We start from the raw sequence: 17,410 nt of genomic DNA, 5'->3' as shown, positions 1-17,410 counted from the left end.
TGGAATCGGCTTTTTTGCGCAGTGCGGCATCGGTGATATGAATTCCGAATTCTGCTCTTCCTTCCTATACATTCACGACTTGCTTGGTGTGCAGGATTAGTCTCGCTAATCTCTACCTTGAGATAACGTATGAAAGAAAAGGGAGGATGGAGCAGCATGTCGAATGTGGCAAATACGGAAAAAAAACAGGATAGAGTATGGTGTGCGCCGTTTCCAAACAGCAAGAAGGCATACACAGCAGGGTCCAGAGCGGATATCAGAGTGCCAGAACGCGAGATTGCACTGTCGGACACGGAGACTCCAAATGGCATAGAGAAGAATGCTCCATTTCGTGTATATGACACGAGCGGACCATACACGGATCCAGGCTATACTGTTGATATCCGTCAAGGGCTGCCAGCGCTTAAGCGAGATTGGATAATGGAGCGGGAGGATGCGGAAGCCTATAAAGGCCGGACTACTAAGCCTGTGGACAATGGCTTCCGTACAGAAGCAGCGGTGAAGCAGGCTGGTGCGGAGCCGTTCCCATCCTTGAAGAGATGGCCGCTTAAAGCAAAGGCAGGGAGCAATGTAACTCAGATGCATTATGCCCGCCGAGGGATCGTGACGCCTGAGATGGAGTTTGCAGCAATACGAGAAGGTGTCTCGCCAGAGTTCGTTCGCGAGGAGATTGCAAAAGGCCGGGCGATCCTGCCTGCCAACATCAATCATCCAGAATGCGAGCCTATGCTGATCGGACGAAACTTCCATGTGAAGATCAACGCTAATATCGGGAACTCCGCTGTAGCAAGCTCGATCGAGGAAGAGGTTGAGAAGATGACCTGGGCGATCCGTTGGGGAGCGGATACGATTATGGATCTTTCAACGGGTCGAAACATACATACGACGAGAGAGTGGATTATCCGCAACAGCCCGGTTCCTGTAGGAACCGTTCCGATTTATCAGGCGCTTGAAAAAGTAAATGGCAAGGCGGAGGACCTTACTTGGGAGATTTACCGAGATACGCTCATTGAGCAGGCTGAGCAGGGAGTCGATTATTTTACAATACACGCAGGTGTTCTGCTGCGCTACATCCCGATGACGGCCAAGCGGATGACAGGCATCGTATCGCGCGGCGGCTCTATTATGGCAGCATGGTGCCTTGCTCATCATAAGGAAAACTTCCTCTATACTCATTTCGAAGAAATATGCGAGATCATGAAGCAGTATGATGTGGCATTCTCCCTTGGTGACGGTCTAAGACCAGGCAGCATCTATGATGCGAATGACGAGGCGCAGTTCGCGGAGCTGACTACACTGGGCGAATTAACGGAGCTTGCCTGGAAGCATGATGTACAGGTCATGATTGAGGGCCCTGGTCATGTGCCGATGAACAAGATTAAGGAAAATGTGGATATCCAGATGGATATTTGCAAAGAAGCGCCATTCTATACGCTTGGGCCGCTGACAACGGATATCGCGCCAGGCTACGATCATATTACTTCAGCGATTGGAGCAGGCATGATTGGCTGGTTCGGAACCGCCATGCTGTGTTATGTGACGCCGAAGGAGCATCTTGGCCTGCCGAATAAAGAGGATGTGCGCGAAGGGGTTATTGCCTATAAGATTGCGGCTCACGCAGCAGATCTTGCAAAAGGGCATCCTAGAGCGCAGCAGCGCGATGATGCCTTGTCGAAGGCGCGCTTTGAGTTCCGCTGGAGAGACCAATTTAATCTATCGCTCGATCCTGAGCGGGCAATGGAATATCATGACGAGACGCTGCCTGCTGAAGGGGCGAAGACGGCTCATTTTTGCTCCATGTGCGGGCCGAAGTTCTGCAGCATGCGCATTACGCAGGACATTCGTCAATATGCGAAGGAGCATGGCCTAGACGAGGCAAAAGCCATTGAGAGCGGCATGCAGGAGAAAGCGGAGGAGTACCGCAGCTCACGCTTAGGCTCGTAAGCAGCCCAAGAGGTTATATAAATAAGCATAAATAAGTCTGCTAGCCCAGCAACCCTCACATTTCTTGTTTAAGGGTCGAGGGCAGCAGGCTTTTATTTTTTATACGCTAAAGACCTGTTGGCATAAGAGGGACAGCGTCTAACATGCTGGATGTCTTCTATTGATCTGAATCCAAAGAGCGGCATTCCGTACAGAGCAGATTTCTTATAGAGGGACTGCGTAATCAACGGCGTTTTGTTGTACATCATGCCTGTTATGCCGAGTACGATGCCCAGCAGGAGAAGATAGCCGTAATCCTAGATCGGCTGTGCTTCAAGATGCCCAAATGAGAGTACCGGAGTGAGGCCAAAGAATTGGGAAGCCACCACATTGGCAGTAACCGATGAATGCATCACTGTTAACAGAATGATCGGTGAAAAATGACGGTGAACCTTCTCCAGCACAAACAAAACGCCTGCAAGTGGGGCATTGAAAGCGGCAGATAGGCCAGCACCTGCACCGCAGGTAAGCAGGAATTTCTCCTCTAGACGATTGTGGTTGCCAAATAGACGATGAATCCCTTGACCCAGAGCAGCACCAAGCTGGATGGAAGGGCCTTCTCGTCCTAGAAACAGGCCGGAACCGATAGCAAGCAAGGGTGCCGCCTATGAATTTTTTAATAAACACAGACAGCCAATTCATATGGAGCTTATTCACGAGTTGTCCTTCAACCTGTGGAATGCCACTTCCTTTGATTAGTGAGTCGCTTTTGATTAGAAGGCCGATGATCCAAGCCAGCATCAGGGCACCTGCAATCACAAGGGGGATATAGGCAAGATGATGCTGTACGTAGCCAAACATCATTTTGACAAGCTGCAGGGACTCGGTCCCCGCCATTCGAAACAGGCTGATGAATAGGTCCAACCACAAGACCTACAACCATGGTCTTTAACATAAATTTGAGCGTTTTCGTAAATGATTCCACCATTTATTTAGGGTTGACATCCCACTTCAAAACACTTAGTTTAATGGATATACAAAGTTATAAGAGATGTGCTAGGATGATACTAAGTGATAATGCTCGATCAGTCTTGAAGAGGTGGTGGTAAAAGACTACTATGTTACCGTTAGATGCGTACCAAGTAGCCTTTACAGCATGAGAGCATGCTCATTTTGGTTTGTTTGTCCATGATGCTAAGACGGTATCCCATCTTTCAGCTGTACAGGACGACAAAGAGACAAGAGACTTGCATGAATCCTGTCAGAATAAAATTTTGTAAGCGTTGTAACTTTGGAGAAGACTAATGAAACGAACGACGGAATCATGAAGAAATTTATAACCGACGACTAGCTCAATGAATTTGATATCGATAACACTGGAGGTCATACTCGTGAACGTTAAAGATGCAAATGTGCCGATAGAGGATCGTGTTCGTCATGTATTAAGCATGATGAATGTGGAAGAGAAGATTGGTCAGTTAATACAGCTGTATGGCTGGGAGATGTACGAGAAGGTGCAGGATAAGATCATACTGACTGAGGCATTCAAGGAAAAAATGCTTCGGGGTGGGATCGGCTCCCTCTATGGCACCTTGCGTGCGGATCCATGGACAGGTGTTACGCTTGAAACGGGATTGTCACCACGCCAAGGCGCGGAGGTGACGAATGAGATTCAACGCTTCGCGGTGGAGGAAACAAGACTTGGCATTCCGATTTTATTTGGCGAAGAGTGCTCTCATGGACATATGGCGATCGGCGCGACCGTGTTTCCTGTACCGCTTGCCATCGGCAGTGCTTGGAATCGCGATTTGTTTGAGAAGATGTGCCGGGCCGTTGCCATTGAGACTAGAGCTCAGGGCGGGGCGGTGACGTATTCACCGGTGCTTGATGTCGTTCGTGATCCAAGATGGGGAAGAACCGAGGAGTGCTTCAGCGAGGATAGCTACCTTGTGGGAGAGATGGGCGTTGCCGCAGTGAAGGGCATGCAGGGCACCTCGCTAAGCTCGCCTGACAGCATTGGTGTGACACTGAAGCATTATGCGGCTTACGGAGCTTCAGAGGGTGGACGCAACGCAGCGACGGTTCATATCGGGGCGCGTGAGTTGCATGAAGTGGATTTGCCTCCATTTGAAAAAGCATTCGCAGAAGGAGCCTTCTCAGTTATGACGGCTTACAATGAGATCGATGGCGTACCTTGTACCTCCAGCCGTTACTTGCTCAATCAGGTGCTTCGCGAGCAGTGGGGCTTTAAGGGCTTCGTGATTACGGATTGCGGCGCAATTGATATGCTGCATTCCGGACATAATGTCGCATCTACAGGCGAAGAGGCGGCAGCCTTGGCCCTGTCAGCAGGCGTAGATATGGAGATGTCAGGCTCCATGTTCAGCCGCTATCTCATGGAAGCCTTGAACAAGCGGTTGGTGTCTCAGGATGAACTGGATGAGGCAGTGCGCCGCGTGCTTGATGCGAAGTTCAGCTTGGGCTTATTCGAAGAGCCTTATGTTGATCCTGAACGCGCAGCGATTGTGATCGGCTCAGAGGAGCATGCAGCTATAGCGAAGGATGTGGCGCTCGAGAGTACGATCCTTTTGAAAAACGAGAATAAGATTCTTCCGCTGAATAAAGAACGCAAACAGAAGATTGCCGTGATTGGCCCGAATGCGGATCGGCCGTACAACCAGCTAGGCGATTACACCTCACCGCAGCCAAGAGAGCGTGTGGCGACGGTGCTGGATGGCATCCGTCACAAGCTCGAAGACAGCGACTGTCAGGTTGTCTATGCTCCAGGGTGTCGTGTGAAGGGAGAGTCCAAGGAGGGCTTTGAGTTTGCGGTATCGTCTGCACAGGATGCTGATCTGACCATTCTTGTGCTGGGCAGCTCTAGTGCGCGCGACTTTGGAGAAGGGACGATTGACCTTCGCACAGGCGCCTCTATTGTGACAGACAACGCTGAAAGCGAAATGGACTGCGGCGAAGGAGTTGACCGTACGAATCTTCGATTGTCTGGTGTGCAGCTTGAGCTTGCCCAAGAGCTCGGCAAGCTTGGCAAGCCGATGATTGTGGTGTATATCAATGGCCGGCCGATCGTTGAGCCATGGATTGAGGAGCATGCGGATGCCATCCTTGAAGCCTGGTATCCTGGACAAGAGGGCGGCCATGCGATTGCTGATCTGCTCTTTGGCGATGCGAACCCTTCCGGCAAGCTGAGCATCACGATTCCGATGCATGAGGGGCAAATGCCGATCTCCTATCATTTGCGCAGACCAAGCAAGCGGAGATATGTAGAGATGGACCTTAAGCCGCGGTACCCGTTTGGATATGGGCTAAGCTACACGTCATATGCGTATTCGAACCTGCAGGTGAGCTCGGCGCATGTGAAGGCTGGTGAACCGGTTCATGTTCAAGTGGAAGTGAAGAATACAGGAGAACGAGCAGGACAAGAAATTGTGCAGCTCTATATTCGTGATAAATACAGCTCGCTCACGCGTCCGGAACTTGAGCTGAAAGGTTTTGAGAAAGTACATTTGGAGCCTGGTGAAAGCCAAACGGTGCAGTTTGTATTGACGGATGAGCACTTTGCTCTCGTTAATGAGCGGATGGATCGAGTCGTCGAGCCGGGAGAATTTATTCTTTCTGTCGGCCCTAGCTCAGATCAACTCGTGTCTCAAACTATCTATATTGAAGGTGGCGATCGTTAATGGAACGCATTCATCGCTGGATACAGCAGCTGTCGAAGCAAGCCTATGAAGAGCGTATGCCTCTTGATCAATGGAAGCTCTCAAGAGGAACCTATGTAGGGCCTCGCAACTATGAGATGGAGCAGCTTGAGCAAGTGGGCTCTCCTAATCAGATTGTGAAAGGAGAGTACGGAACGACCTATCTATTCGAAACCGTCGTGAAGATTCCAAGCGACTGGGACGCAGATGCTGTAGGCTTCCGAATCGAGGCAGGCGGTGAAGGTTTGCTATCCGTTAATGGGAAACCTTATCATGGCTTGGATCGCAATCACTCCTTTGTCATGCTTCATGTAGACAAGATCGGATGGGAGCCAAGCTTAACCATTGAACTATTTGATCCGATCCCGGAGCCGATCGATCCGCTTAACGGCAAGCAGGTGCGCAATGAACCGATTCGCCATATCTCCTGTGAGCTGGTTCATGTGAACAAGCCGCTGGAAAGCCTATTGTTCACTGCGACGGTATTGCGCGACACGGCTCGCCTCCTTCCAGAGAGCAGCCTGAAGCGTACGCGAATAATGGAGACCTTCAAGCAAGTGATTCAGGACGCGAGCAAGGTGAAGCGCCGCCTTAGCACAGACTTTGCATGGGTAATGGAACTGGAGAATCAGCTTCGCAGCTGCATCCAGGAGAATGACGATCCGATGGATACCGATTCGCGTGGGATCATGCATATGGTTGGGCAATCCCATATTGATGTCGCTTGGCTATGGCCTGTCAGAGAAACGATCCGCAAGTGCAGCCGCACATTCTCGACGGTGATGACGCTAATGGATGAATATCCAGAGTTCCAGTATGCGCAAAGTCAGCCACAGCTCTATGCTTACGTGAAAGAGTATTATCCTGCGCTTTATGAGCGAATCAAAGAGAGAGTAGCTGATGGGCGTTGGGAGCTGGTCGGAGGCATGTGGGTTGAGCCGGATCTGAACATCCCGAGCGGTGAGTCGTTAGTTCGGCAGCTCTTGTATGGTCAGCTTTTCTATGAAAAGGAGTTTGGCAAGCGCTCTGTAACGGAATGGGTGCCGGATACGTTTGGCTATTGCGCTTCTCTCCCGCAGCTGCTGAAGCAAGCAGGCATGAAGTATTTTATGACCTCCAAGCTCAATTGGAATGATACCAATGCATTCCCATATGATTTGTTCCATTGGGTGGGCATTGACGGGACTCCCATTCTGTCCTTCTTGAATCATGGGTTAAATGAGCATACCGTGCCTAAGGATATTGCTGAGCACTGGGCTTCGTACCGACAGAAGGATCGCCATTCGGAGCAGATGCTGCTGTATGGCCACGGTGACGGAGGCGGAGGCGTTACACGTGAAATGCTCGAGATTCTGGATCGTGCTGAACTAATGACGTCGCTTCCTAAGGTGCAATATAGCAATGCCAAGACGTTCTTCGAAGGGATTGGAGAAGGACCCGCCGATCTTCCTTCCTGGCATGGAGACTTGTATCTGGAACTTCATCGCGGAACCTATACGACGCACGCGCGCAACAAGCGATGGAACCGTAAGGCGGAGGTGCTGTACCGAGAGGCGGAGATTTGGAACAGTCTATATGAAATTGGCATGCTGACTGGAGTCGACGGCAGATCTCACAAGCTTCGTACATTGCCAGCAGCAGATGCTGCTTCCTTTAGCATAGAGCAAACTGGGCTCGCTGATCTGAAGCAGGGCTGGGAACTGCTGCTCTTGAATCAATTCCATGACATTATTCCAGGCACGGCGATTACTGAGGTATATGAGACCTCGGCTCGTGAATATGAAAAGATCTTCGAGTTAGGTGAACAAGCGCTTAATAGCGGCCTAGAGCAGATCGTGAAGCAGGCAAGAATCGAAGAGGTCAATGGATTAGTCGAATGCCATGCAGCATCCAGCTTGGATGTACAAGAAGGCACGCCGTACCTGCTGTTTAATAGTCTTGGTTGGGAACGTGAAGCGAGCGTTGTCATTGAAGGCGGAGAAGAACTGCTTGATATGTCCGCGTGGAATGAACAGGGAGAACGTCTTGTGTGCGATTACTGTGCCGCAGATGGCGAATCGAAATCCGCTTCATTAACGGTTTACGTACCAAGCATACCTGCATTTGGCTATACAACCATCTGGCTGAAATCAACGAAGGATGAAGAAGCGGGCCAAGCGGCTGCGAATGCTTTAGACAGTAAGCCTTCGCTTCAAGCAGCGGGAGCAGTCGCAGAATCGCTGCAGGAATGGGAGACACCATTCTACCTCATCGCTTTCAATGACAATGGGGAGCTTTGTCGTTTGTATGATAAAGAGGCGAAGCGGGAACTGGTGAAGTCGGGCGAGGCCCTTAATGTGTTCCAGCTGTTCCATGATACGCCGACCTATTGGGATGCGTGGGATATTGATCCGAAGTATGAGCAGCAGCAAGCGGCCGTGCCGGCTTTATTGAACAAAGAGCTTATCCTTTCAAGCGAGCAGAGGGATGTGTTCCGTTTGTCTTGGCAGCTTCACCACTCGATGATTCAGCAAGACATCATCTTCTACAAGCATCGTAAGGTTATTGATTTCTGTACGGCTGTGGATTGGAGGGAAGACCATAAGCTGTTAAAAGTCTCGTTCCCTGTGGATCTGGTCACAACCCATGCGACCTATGAGATTCCATTTGGAACGATCGAGCGCCCGACTCATCGCAATACAAGCTGGCAGCAGGCGCAGTATGAGGTATGCGGGCACCGCTTTGCGGATGTATCAGAGGGTGATTACGGAGTGAGTCTGCTTAATGATTGCAAATACGGCTATGATGTACATGGCAGCACGCTTCGGCTGTCGCTGCTCCGTTCGCCAAGATGGCCGGATGAAACGGCAGATCAAGGCGTGCATACCTTCACATACTCCCTTTACCCGCACTTAGGCAGTTGGAGACAAGGGCATGTTGTGCAAAAAGCCATGGAGCTGAACCATTCCATCCGTGTCATGAAAGGTGAATCAGCGGCTGGACGTCCTTCAACGGCGAGCTTCCTATCCTTTGACAGTGAACATGTCATCTTGGATACGATTAAGCCCGCAGAGGACGGAAAGGGATACGTGCTTCGGTTCTATGAATCCTCTGGCAGCAGAGGTGAAGCCGTGCTTGGTCAGCTTGCTGGGGTGGAGCATGCTTACCTTGTTACGATTATCGAAGATATCGAGGAAGAGCTCGACTTTAATGAAAGCGGCGAATTAAAGCTGGAGTTCCTTCCTTATGAGATCAAGAGCATTAAGCTCGTCATCGCATAACAAGAAGGCGTACTGATGGGCTCGGTTGTTTATCTGAATAAAAAAAGGCTGGACCAGGTATAACCTAGTACCAGCCTTTTTGCTTTTTTAAAAGGATCCATGAATGATAGCGGGAGTGCTTTACGACAAGCTTAAGCGTGTGCACGCTCACTTGCAATCATTTGACGAAGCACTGTTTGCAGGATACCGCCATTGTGGTAGTAATCCACATCCACCATGCTGTCCAGACGTACAACTGTATTGAACTCGAAGCTAGAACCGTCTTCGCGAGTTGCCGTGACACGAAGGGATTGTCCTGGCTGCACATCGTTGGACAAGCCTTCGATGCCGAACGTTTCTGTTCCCGTAATGCCAAGGGTGCTCCAGCTTTGACCATCTTCGAATTGAAGAGGCAGCACGCCCATGCCTACCAAGTTGGAACGGTGAATACGCTCAAAGCTTTCTGCGATAACAGCTTTTACGCCGAGGAGGTAAGTCCCTTTTGCCGCCCAGTCGCGGGAGCTTCCTGTGCCGTATTCTTTACCTGCGATAACGACCAGGTTCTTGCCGTTTGCCTGATACTTCATGGAAGCATCATAGATGGACATCACTTCATCTGTAGGCAGGTACTTCGTAACGCCGCCCTCCGTACCAGGTGCAACTTGGTTGCGAATACGGATATTGGCGAATGTACCGCGCATCATGACTTCATGGTTACCGCGGCGGGAGCCGTAGGAGTTGAAGTCCTTGCGCTCTACGCCATGCTCGGTCAGGTACACGCCGGCAGGGCTGTCGATCTTGATATTACCAGCAGGCGAGATGTGGTCTGTTGTTACAGAATCGCCAAGCAGGGCAAGCACGCCAGCATCCTTGATGTCTTGGATGTCAGTCAGCGTATCGCCAAGATTCGCAAAGAACGGCGGGTTCTGAATGTAAGTCGACTTCTCATCCCACTCGTACAATTCGCCTTGCGGAACCGGAATGGAGTTCCAGCGCTCATTTTGCGTAAAGATGTGCTCATACTTCTCACGGAACATATCCGGAGTGATCGCTTGAGCAACGGCTTGCTTGATCTCTTCATTGGATGGCCAGATATCCTTGAGATAGACAGGCTCATTGTTCTGGTCATAGCCGATTGGATCGTTTGCAAGGTCAATATTAACCGTTCCTGCAAGCGCGTAAGCTACGACAAGCGGAGGGGAAGCCAAGTAGTTCGCTTTCACCTGCGCATGCACGCGACCCTCGAAGTTACGGTTACCAGACAATACAGCAGCTACCGTCAGATCGTTGTCTGCGATCGCTTGGCTCACTTCGTCCGGAAGCGGGCCGGAGTTACCGATGCAGGTTGCGCAGCCATAGCCTGCTACGTGGAAGCCGAGCGCTTCAAGTGAATCAAGCAGGTTTGCCTTTTGCAAATACTCAGTTACGACCAGGGAGCCTGGCGTCAAGCTGCTCTTTACATAAGCAGGCTTCTTCAAGCCGCGCTCAACCGCTTTTTTCGCCACCAAGCCTGCGCCGATCATAACGCTTGGGTTCGATGTATTCGTACAGCTTGTGATCGCCGCGATAACGACAGCGCCTGTGCCGAGCTTCGTTTCTTCGCCATTCGGATGCTTTACGGCTACTGTCTCTTGAATCTTCTCATCGGACAAGCCGTATCCGCCCTTATCGATTGGCGTACGGATAATGTCGTTGAACGCTTCCTTCATGTTCGACAGCTCAACGCGGTCCTGCGGACGCTTAGGACCTGCCAAGCTTGGCACAACGGAGCCAAGATCAAGCTCAATTGTATCGGTGAAGATTGGATCTTCCATTTTATCAGTACGGAACATGCCTTGTGTACGGTAGTACGCCTCTACAAGTGCGATTTGCTCTTCGGAACGGCCAGTTCCTCTCATGTAGTTCAGTGTTTCGCTGTCTACAGGGAAGTAACCAACGGTTGCGCCATATTCAGGCGCCATGTTGGCTACGGTAGCACGGTCAGCTAGGCTGATGCTGCCAAGGCCGGAGCCATAGAATTCAACGAATTTGCCGACTACGCCCTTTTTGCGAAGCATTTGCGTAACAGTCAGGGCAAGGTCAGTTGCTGTCGCTCCTTCTGCAAGCGTACCAGTCAGCTTGAAGCCGATAACCTCTGGTGTAACAAAGTAGAGCGGTTGGCCAAGCATTCCTGCTTCTGCCTCGATACCGCCTACACCCCAGCCTACAACACCAAGACCATTGATCATGGTGGTATGGGAGTCTGTGCCGACGAGGGAGTCAGGGAACACTTCTGTTACGCCATCGACTTCCTTTGTTGCAGCAACAGAAGCGAGATATTCCAAGTTTACTTGGTGAACGATACCCGTTGCCGGAGGTACCGCACGGAAGTTATTGAACGCAGTCTGTGCCCATCTCAAGAAGCGATAGCGCTCTTCATTCCGTTCAAACTCAACGTTCATATTGTAATCCAGCGCATCCTTTGTACCGAATGCGTCTACCATGACGGAGTGGTCGATAACAAGGTCAACCGGTACAAGCGGGTTGATGGACTTCGGATCTCCTCCAGCCTTCTTCACCGTGTCGCGCATGGCGGCGAGATCGACGACTACAGGCACACCAGTGAAGTCTTGCAAGACGATTCGCGCAGGGATGAATGGAATCTCTTTGTTGTTATCACGATCGTTCGCCCAATTCGCGATCTGTTGAACGTGCTCTTCCGTAATCGCTCTTCCATCAAATTGACGGATAGCAGCTTCAAGCAGCACCTTAATCGAGAAAGGCAGACGGGATACGTTGTTAAAGCCTCGATTGGTAAGCGAGTCCAGACTGTAATAACGATAATTCTTGTCTCCAACACTCAGCTCGCGAGCAGCGGAGAATGCGTCAGTTCTTGCCATAAATGTACCTCCTCCATGGTTGTGTAAATGATGGTTGTCATAACAGTGGTTAGATGTGTCGTTCATTTACGAATGACATAGGTTCACCTTGTATCTCTTTATGTTTCATTAGATGAAACCCTATTTCAAAATATAATTTACAATTTCAGTATACCGTTTCTTTCCGTATTGGTAAAGAACTTTTCCTGCAAAAAAATGCCTAAACAGAGGTGGTTCCTGCATACAATGTGTCAGATGAAAGGTTGGATGTGGGCAAGCTCTTATCACTTGAAACAACGAGGAGGCGAGATGGTTGCAGCAGGCGTGGAAAAATACCCTCTATTTATATGTCGATCAGCATAACCGTCAAGAGGTCGATGACCGGCATCATGCAGTGAAGGCCCCGATTTTAGACATGGAATACAACCTCCGAATGAGTGAACGAAGTGCCAGATTAAAGGAATGGTATCGGAAGAGAGAGGCAGCACCGACGAAGAGCCAAACCAAAGCAAAGCTTGTAAGAACCCATGAAGGCGACGGGGAAGTGCTTGTCGATTTGGAATTTCATATCCAGCGTACCGTTGATCAGCAAGGATTCTCGATGATGGAGGAACGCATTGAAGAGGAGCGGATTACACTAAGTAGAGAGGGCGATAGCTGGGTTATTGCGAGCATCGAGCATAAGCAGCCAGAACGAAGAGCGATGCTGCATGTGAAGGAAGAGGAGCAGGTGCTTATTAAGAGCCGTTCCCAGCCCTATCTGAATCCAAGCATGCTTGGAAGATCAAGGTCGACAAGGAGAGTGAATTATCGTCGGGACAAGGCGGTAGAATACGCGGAGCAGTGGTGGAACGAGCCTAATCCGCGCTTTGAAACCTTTAAGCTTGATTGCACCAATTATGTCTCGCAGTGCCTCTTTGCAGGGGGTGCCCCTATGGACTATACTGGGAAGAGAGAATCGGGCTGGTGGTATAGAGGCAAGATCAATGGCCAAGAAGGATGGAGCTACAGCTGGGCAGTAGCGAACAGCTTGGAGCACTTCCTATTAAATAATATAGGTGGACTTCGGGCTGAGCTCGTGGATCGCCCGAATGAGCTGAAGCTTGGAGATGTCATTCAATATGACTGGGATGGCGATGGCAACTATCAGCACAGCACCATCGTCACGGCATTCGATCTGAATGGGATGCCGCTCGTCAATGCGCATACCAACAACAGCCGCCACCGCTACTGGGATTATCAAGATTCGTATGCATGGAACGAAGCGACGAACTATCGCTTTTTTCATATCGCGGACATCTTCTAAATGAAGCTGTTCACCTGACAAACCATAACATCTGTTGAATAGCGAGCACCGCAAACGTTAGCAGCTGCAAGGCCAATGTCAGTACAGCATAGGAGGATGTCTTCAAGAGATATTGGCGCGTCAAGCGCTGACGGAGGGACGTATGGAACAACAACGCAAACTGCGCGTCGGGATCGTATACGGCGGCAAATCAGGTGAGCATGAAGTATCGTTATCCACTGCGCATGCAGTGATGAATGCCTTTGACTTTGACAAATATGAACTTATTCCTTTCTATATTACGAAGTCAGGACAATGGAGAGTAGGATCGATCTTAGAAGTGCCATTCGCCACCAAGGAGGAACTGCTGCTTCAGGATTCGAAGGGCGGCACGGTAAGGGCGATGGAAATGGTCTTTTCCGGCTTGGAGGCTGCACGGGACAGCCATATAGACTGTATCGATGTCATGTTCCCACTCGTTCATGGAACGAATGGGGAGGATGGAACGATTCAAGGCTTGTTTGAAATGGCGAATGTTCCTTATGTCGGTGCTGGGGTACTGGCGTCCGCTGTAGGGATGGATAAGGCCTTTATGAAGCAGTCATTCCATCTTGCTGGGCTGCCGCAATGCAAGTATGTAGACTTTATTGCCGCCGAGTGGAATCGCAATCAAGATGAAGTGCTGAATCGTACAGAGCAAGAACTTGGGTATCCATGCTTTGTGAAGCCAGCGAATCTTGGTTCCTCGGTAGGAATCTCGAAGGCACGCGACCGCGCAGAACTGGTGGATGCCGTCAATTATGCACTCAAGTATGACCGCAAGATTGTCGTCGAGGAGTTCGTGGATGCTCGCGAGGTTGAAGTGAGTGTGCTTGGCAACGATGAGCCGATTGCTTCCGTGCCAGGAGAGATTATTTCCTCAAATGAGTTCTATGACTATAAGGCAAAGTACATTGATGGCAAGTCGCAGATGGCGATTCCTGCGCCACTTGATGTAGAGCTTGCTGGCCGCATTCGTGAAATGGCAGTAACCGCTTATCGTGCAATCGACGGTTCGGGATTGTCTCGTGTCGACTTTTTTGTACGCCGCTCGGATATGCAGGTGTTTATCAATGAGGTGAACACCATGCCTGGCTTTACACCGTTCAGCATGTATCCGCTTATGTGGAAAGAGACGGGCATCTCCTATCGAGAGCTGCTGGACCGACTCATTGAGCTTGCGCTGGATCGCTTTGAGGCAAAGCAGAAGTTTTTTTACCATATATAGAATATGTAAGTGATGCTTTCTAAGGGTCTTCCAATTCTATTTTGGCAATAAATTGACCTCTAAACGAGGTTACTCATCTTTGATTGGCCTCGAAAAAGGGTTTCCGTGAGTATATATAAGAATGGCGTGTGATCACGCTAAAAGGATTGAGAGCCGTTTATGTTCAGCATAGGCGGCTTTTTTATATCCTTATCTTTAATTTAAGCTCTTGTTGTTTTAAGTTATATGTCAAATGTGTAATATAGTGATGGGTTGAAAGATGCAGAAGAAAACGCTGCTTTCATAAGGATGGAAATGCTGAATCGATTGTATTCTTGAACAAATGGGGGGTTGTCAGTTATGTTGAACGTCTTCTAGATATACCCATCTAGGGAAGAGGGCTGCCATTGACTGCCAGATGAAGAGGAGTACAATGAGAGAAGAAGCTAATGCGTATGGGGAACTGTGTGGAATTCATCATGCAGCGATTCATGCGTTTCTTTACACCTAAAAGTTGCATTTATACAACATAATTGTAGTTGGTGAAAATAAAGTTGAGGAGGTTGTCGGCATGAGCTCAGAAGTAATAAGTATCGAGCAGGAAGAAGAAGGCTGGGGACGCCAAGGCACACAACCTTCCCTTCCTGAGTCGTATCGATCGATTAAAGTACCGAAGCATGGATCTTGGCTGAAAAAATTTCTCGCGTTTGCTGGTCCAGGCTATCTCGTGGCAGTTGGGTATATGGATCCTGGGAACTGGGCAACAGACTTGGCAGGCGGATCCATGTTCGGCTACTCGCTGCTTGCCGTTATTCTTATCTCTAATCTAATGGCAATCCTACTGCAGACACTGGCGGGAAGACTCGGCATCGCAACGGGCAAGGACTTGGCGCAAGCCTGCCGAGATCATTACAGCAAGCCGGTATCAATTGTCCTTTGGATTCTCTGTGAGCTTGCGATTGCAGCCTGTGACCTTGCTGAGGTGATCGGTTCCGCGATCGCGCTGCAGCTTTTATTTGGGATTCCGCTTCTATACGGGGTGATCATTACAGCACTGGATATTCTGGTTATCCTATTTATTCATAATAAAGGCTTTGGCTTTACTGAGAAGCTTGTCATTATCTTGATCACGACCATTGGGGCATGCTTCCTGATGGAAATGTTCTGGGCAAAGCCTTCGATTGGCGGAATTATGAACGGATTCGTTCCGACAGCCGAGTTGATCACGAATCCGCAGATGCTTTACATTGCGATCGGGATTCTTGGTGCGACTGTAATGCCGCACAATCTGTATCTGCACTCTTCGATCGTACAGACTCGCTCCTACGAGCAGACATCTGCTGGCAAACGCGAGGCGATCAAATTCAGCACATGGGATACCACGCTTGCCCTGTGCATGGCCTTATTTATCAATGCGGCGATTCTGATCGTCGCCGCTGCTTCCTTCCATGAAGCGGGCTACTTTGAAGTCGCAGAGATCAGCGAAGCTTACCGCCTGCTGGCACCAATGCTTGGGACAACGCTGGCAAGCATCCTATTCGGTGTTGCGCTGCTGGCAGCAGGGCAGAACTCGACCTTGACTGGTACGCTTGCCGGACAGATTGTCATGGAGGGCTTTTTGAATATACGGCTCGCCCCATGGCTGCGTCGTTTAATTACACGATTGATTGCCATCATTCCAGCCGTTATTGTCACAGCTATTGCAGGAGAGAAAGGTACGGCAGATCTTTTGATCTTAAGCCAAGTCATCTTGTCGCTTCAACTGCCCTTTGCGGTAGTACCGCTTGTGAAGTTCACAAGCGACAAGAAGAAGATGGGTGAATTCGTAAGCCCTGCGTGGATGAAGATTCTCGCTTGGTTCGTCGCAGCGGTTATTATTGTGCTTAATATCATTCTAATTGTTCAGACCTTTCAATGATCGAATGGCAGGTTTGGATTGCAGAGCATAGCTGAGCCATGTTTCAATAGAAAGTAGAACGTAATGAGAGGAGTGCGACAATGGGATTCCAAACGGAGTTTAATTCAGTTTGCAAATTCAAGAGCGAACAGGAATTGTATGAGCTGTTGGAGTACGGTCGCGGGAAGATGAAGAAGTCAGGACTTCGAATTTTTCCAACGGGCCAAAAGGTCATCGCGTATACACCTGACAATACGGCTGTGGCGATTGTTCGAATTGTAGCATCGATTGCAGAAATTAATTTTCAAGGCGAAGAAGTTACAGAAGTCGAGATGGAACTGGTGCGCAAGTTGACAAACGAAGAATCTCGCATTCAAACGGCACTTGCTTATGAAATGTTCTTTGGAGAACAGGTTCAATAGAGGCAGCAAAGCGAATAAGATCGAGAAAGCATGGATCAGATATCACTGGTCCATGCTTTTTTATATAGAATAGGTCAAATATGCACAATTGCCATTGCGCAAAACCAACACATTGCTCTAATGTACGAGCATGACCTTATCCTATGCAGGAACTAAGAACTGGTTCGCTTATCGAAAGTTCCGCGTGGAAAAGAACGAACAAGGACGCGAGAGCGATAACCCCCCCTTTATAAGTGAAGACAATGGAAACATACAATCGAATAAACATAAGGGACAACTGGTCGGACAATCACAAACGAACAAGAGGAACATCCAGAAATGATGAATGAATCCAGAATTGTGCAAAAGTAATAAAAAAAGCATAAACAATATGCGAAATATATTGGTAAATGTTAGATGATCGGCGCTTTAAAAAGACAAATGCAACACATTTTCGAGGCCTTTTTCGATTGTCATTATCTGCTCAAAGTGGCTATAACCCTTGATACATAAGGAATTGTTCACATTTGACCTAGTGTGAAATCAACATATTTACGATTTCTTTGTTTAAACCTACAATCAAATTTGTAAACGCTAACAATGACAGATATATCCTTGGCCATTGATGAAGATGTTGGCAAGAATCACTTAAAATCTTACACACTCTCATTATTGTCATCAGCGTTATCCATAAAGAAAGGAATGAACACAATGCAGCAAAATGGAGCAACGGCCATGCCAGTACATGGAGTTCCTATTAGGAAGAAAAACACATTGTGGAAACGAGTAGCTCAGAACTGGGAGCTTTACTTATTAATAGCACCCGCGTTCTTCTACTTCTTGAT

The 17,410-nt window shown here is 49.1% G+C and carries 9 protein-coding genes and 1 pseudogene; 8 read left to right on the top strand and 2 right to left on the bottom strand.

The genetic code is table 11. From position 1 onward, the window contains the following. The first annotated feature begins 156 nt into the window (after positions 1 to 156). Positions 157 to 1,944, top strand: coding sequence for a phosphomethylpyrimidine synthase ThiC (gene thiC, locus I2H74_RS20280; protein WP_195576068.1), 1,788 nt, complete (start codon positions 157 to 159; stop codon positions 1,942 to 1,944). Positions 1,945 to 2,240: 296 nt separating this feature from the next. Here thiC and I2H74_RS20275 read toward each other — a convergent pair whose 3' ends face one another. Beyond that, positions 2,241 to 2,579, bottom strand: coding sequence for a chloride channel protein (locus tag I2H74_RS20275; RefSeq protein ID WP_195576067.1), 339 nt, complete (start codon positions 2,577 to 2,579; stop codon positions 2,241 to 2,243). A 735-nt stretch (positions 2,580 to 3,314) separates the two neighbouring features. On the opposite strand from I2H74_RS20275, the gene I2H74_RS20270 reads away from it, so the two are divergent. Continuing rightward, positions 3,315 to 5,621, top strand: coding sequence for a glycoside hydrolase family 3 N-terminal domain-containing protein (locus I2H74_RS20270; protein WP_195576066.1), 2,307 nt, complete (start codon positions 3,315 to 3,317; stop codon positions 5,619 to 5,621). Next, complete coding sequence (locus I2H74_RS20265; protein ID WP_195576065.1) at positions 5,621 to 8,899, top strand: alpha-mannosidase; 3,279 nt, start codon at positions 5,621 to 5,623, stop codon at positions 8,897 to 8,899. Before I2H74_RS20270 ends, I2H74_RS20265 begins: the two co-directional genes overlap by 1 nt. A gap of 131 nt (positions 8,900 to 9,030) precedes the next feature. Here the strand turns inward: I2H74_RS20265 and acnA are convergent, their stop codons facing one another. Beyond that, entirely contained in the window at positions 9,031 to 11,757 is a 2,727-nt protein-coding gene (acnA, locus tag I2H74_RS20260) for an aconitate hydratase AcnA (RefSeq protein ID WP_195576064.1), read from the bottom strand. A 292-nt stretch (positions 11,758 to 12,049) separates the two neighbouring features. On the opposite strand from acnA, the gene I2H74_RS20255 reads away from it, so the two are divergent. From I2H74_RS20255 to I2H74_RS24835, 5 genes and pseudogenes are all read left to right on the top strand, one after another. After that, positions 12,050 to 13,042, top strand: a complete 993-nt coding sequence (locus I2H74_RS20255) for an amidase domain-containing protein (RefSeq protein ID WP_195576063.1) — start codon at positions 12,050 to 12,052, stop codon at positions 13,040 to 13,042. 142 nt (positions 13,043 to 13,184) lie between these two features. Beyond that, positions 13,185 to 14,288: a D-alanine--D-alanine ligase gene (locus I2H74_RS20250; RefSeq protein WP_195576062.1), complete on the top strand. Its 1,104-nt coding sequence runs from the start codon at positions 13,185 to 13,187 to the stop codon at positions 14,286 to 14,288. Positions 14,289 to 14,838: 550 nt separating this feature from the next. Then, on the top strand, positions 14,839 to 16,185 hold the full coding sequence (locus I2H74_RS20245) for an Nramp family divalent metal transporter (RefSeq protein ID WP_195576061.1): 1,347 nt from the start codon (positions 14,839 to 14,841) through the stop codon (positions 16,183 to 16,185). Positions 16,186 to 16,265: 80 nt separating this feature from the next. Further along, a complete protein-coding gene (locus I2H74_RS20240) occupies positions 16,266 to 16,586 on the top strand; it encodes a hypothetical protein (RefSeq protein WP_195576060.1) in 321 nt (106 codons plus the stop codon). Positions 16,587 to 17,180: 594 nt separating this feature from the next. Beyond that, a pseudogene (locus tag I2H74_RS24835) lies at positions 17,181 to 17,410 on the top strand (hypothetical protein); the annotation flags it as partial.

Origin of the sequence: Paenibacillus sp. 1001270B_150601_E10 (assembly GCF_015558675.1) — a bacterium.
Lineage (GTDB): Bacteria > Bacillota > Bacilli > Paenibacillales > Paenibacillaceae > Paenibacillus_B.
Note: the sequence above shows the minus strand (reverse complement) of the source record. Positions and strands in the feature narration are given on the sequence as shown.

Coding starts and splice junctions, on each gene's coding strand:
- I2H74_RS20240 (WP_195576060.1), top strand. CDS start 16,266: ATGGGATTCCAAACGGAGTTTAATTCAGTTTGCAAATTCAAGAGCGAA.
- I2H74_RS20265 (WP_195576065.1), top strand. CDS start 5,621: ATGGAACGCATTCATCGCTGGATACAGCAGCTGTCGAAGCAAGCCTAT.
- I2H74_RS20245 (WP_195576061.1), top strand. CDS start 14,839: ATGAGCTCAGAAGTAATAAGTATCGAGCAGGAAGAAGAAGGCTGGGGA.
- I2H74_RS20250 (WP_195576062.1), top strand. CDS start 13,185: ATGGAACAACAACGCAAACTGCGCGTCGGGATCGTATACGGCGGCAAA.
- thiC (WP_195576068.1), top strand. CDS start 157: ATGTCGAATGTGGCAAATACGGAAAAAAAACAGGATAGAGTATGGTGT.
- acnA (WP_195576064.1), bottom strand. CDS start 11,757: ATGGCAAGAACTGACGCATTCTCCGCTGCTCGCGAGCTGAGTGTTGGA.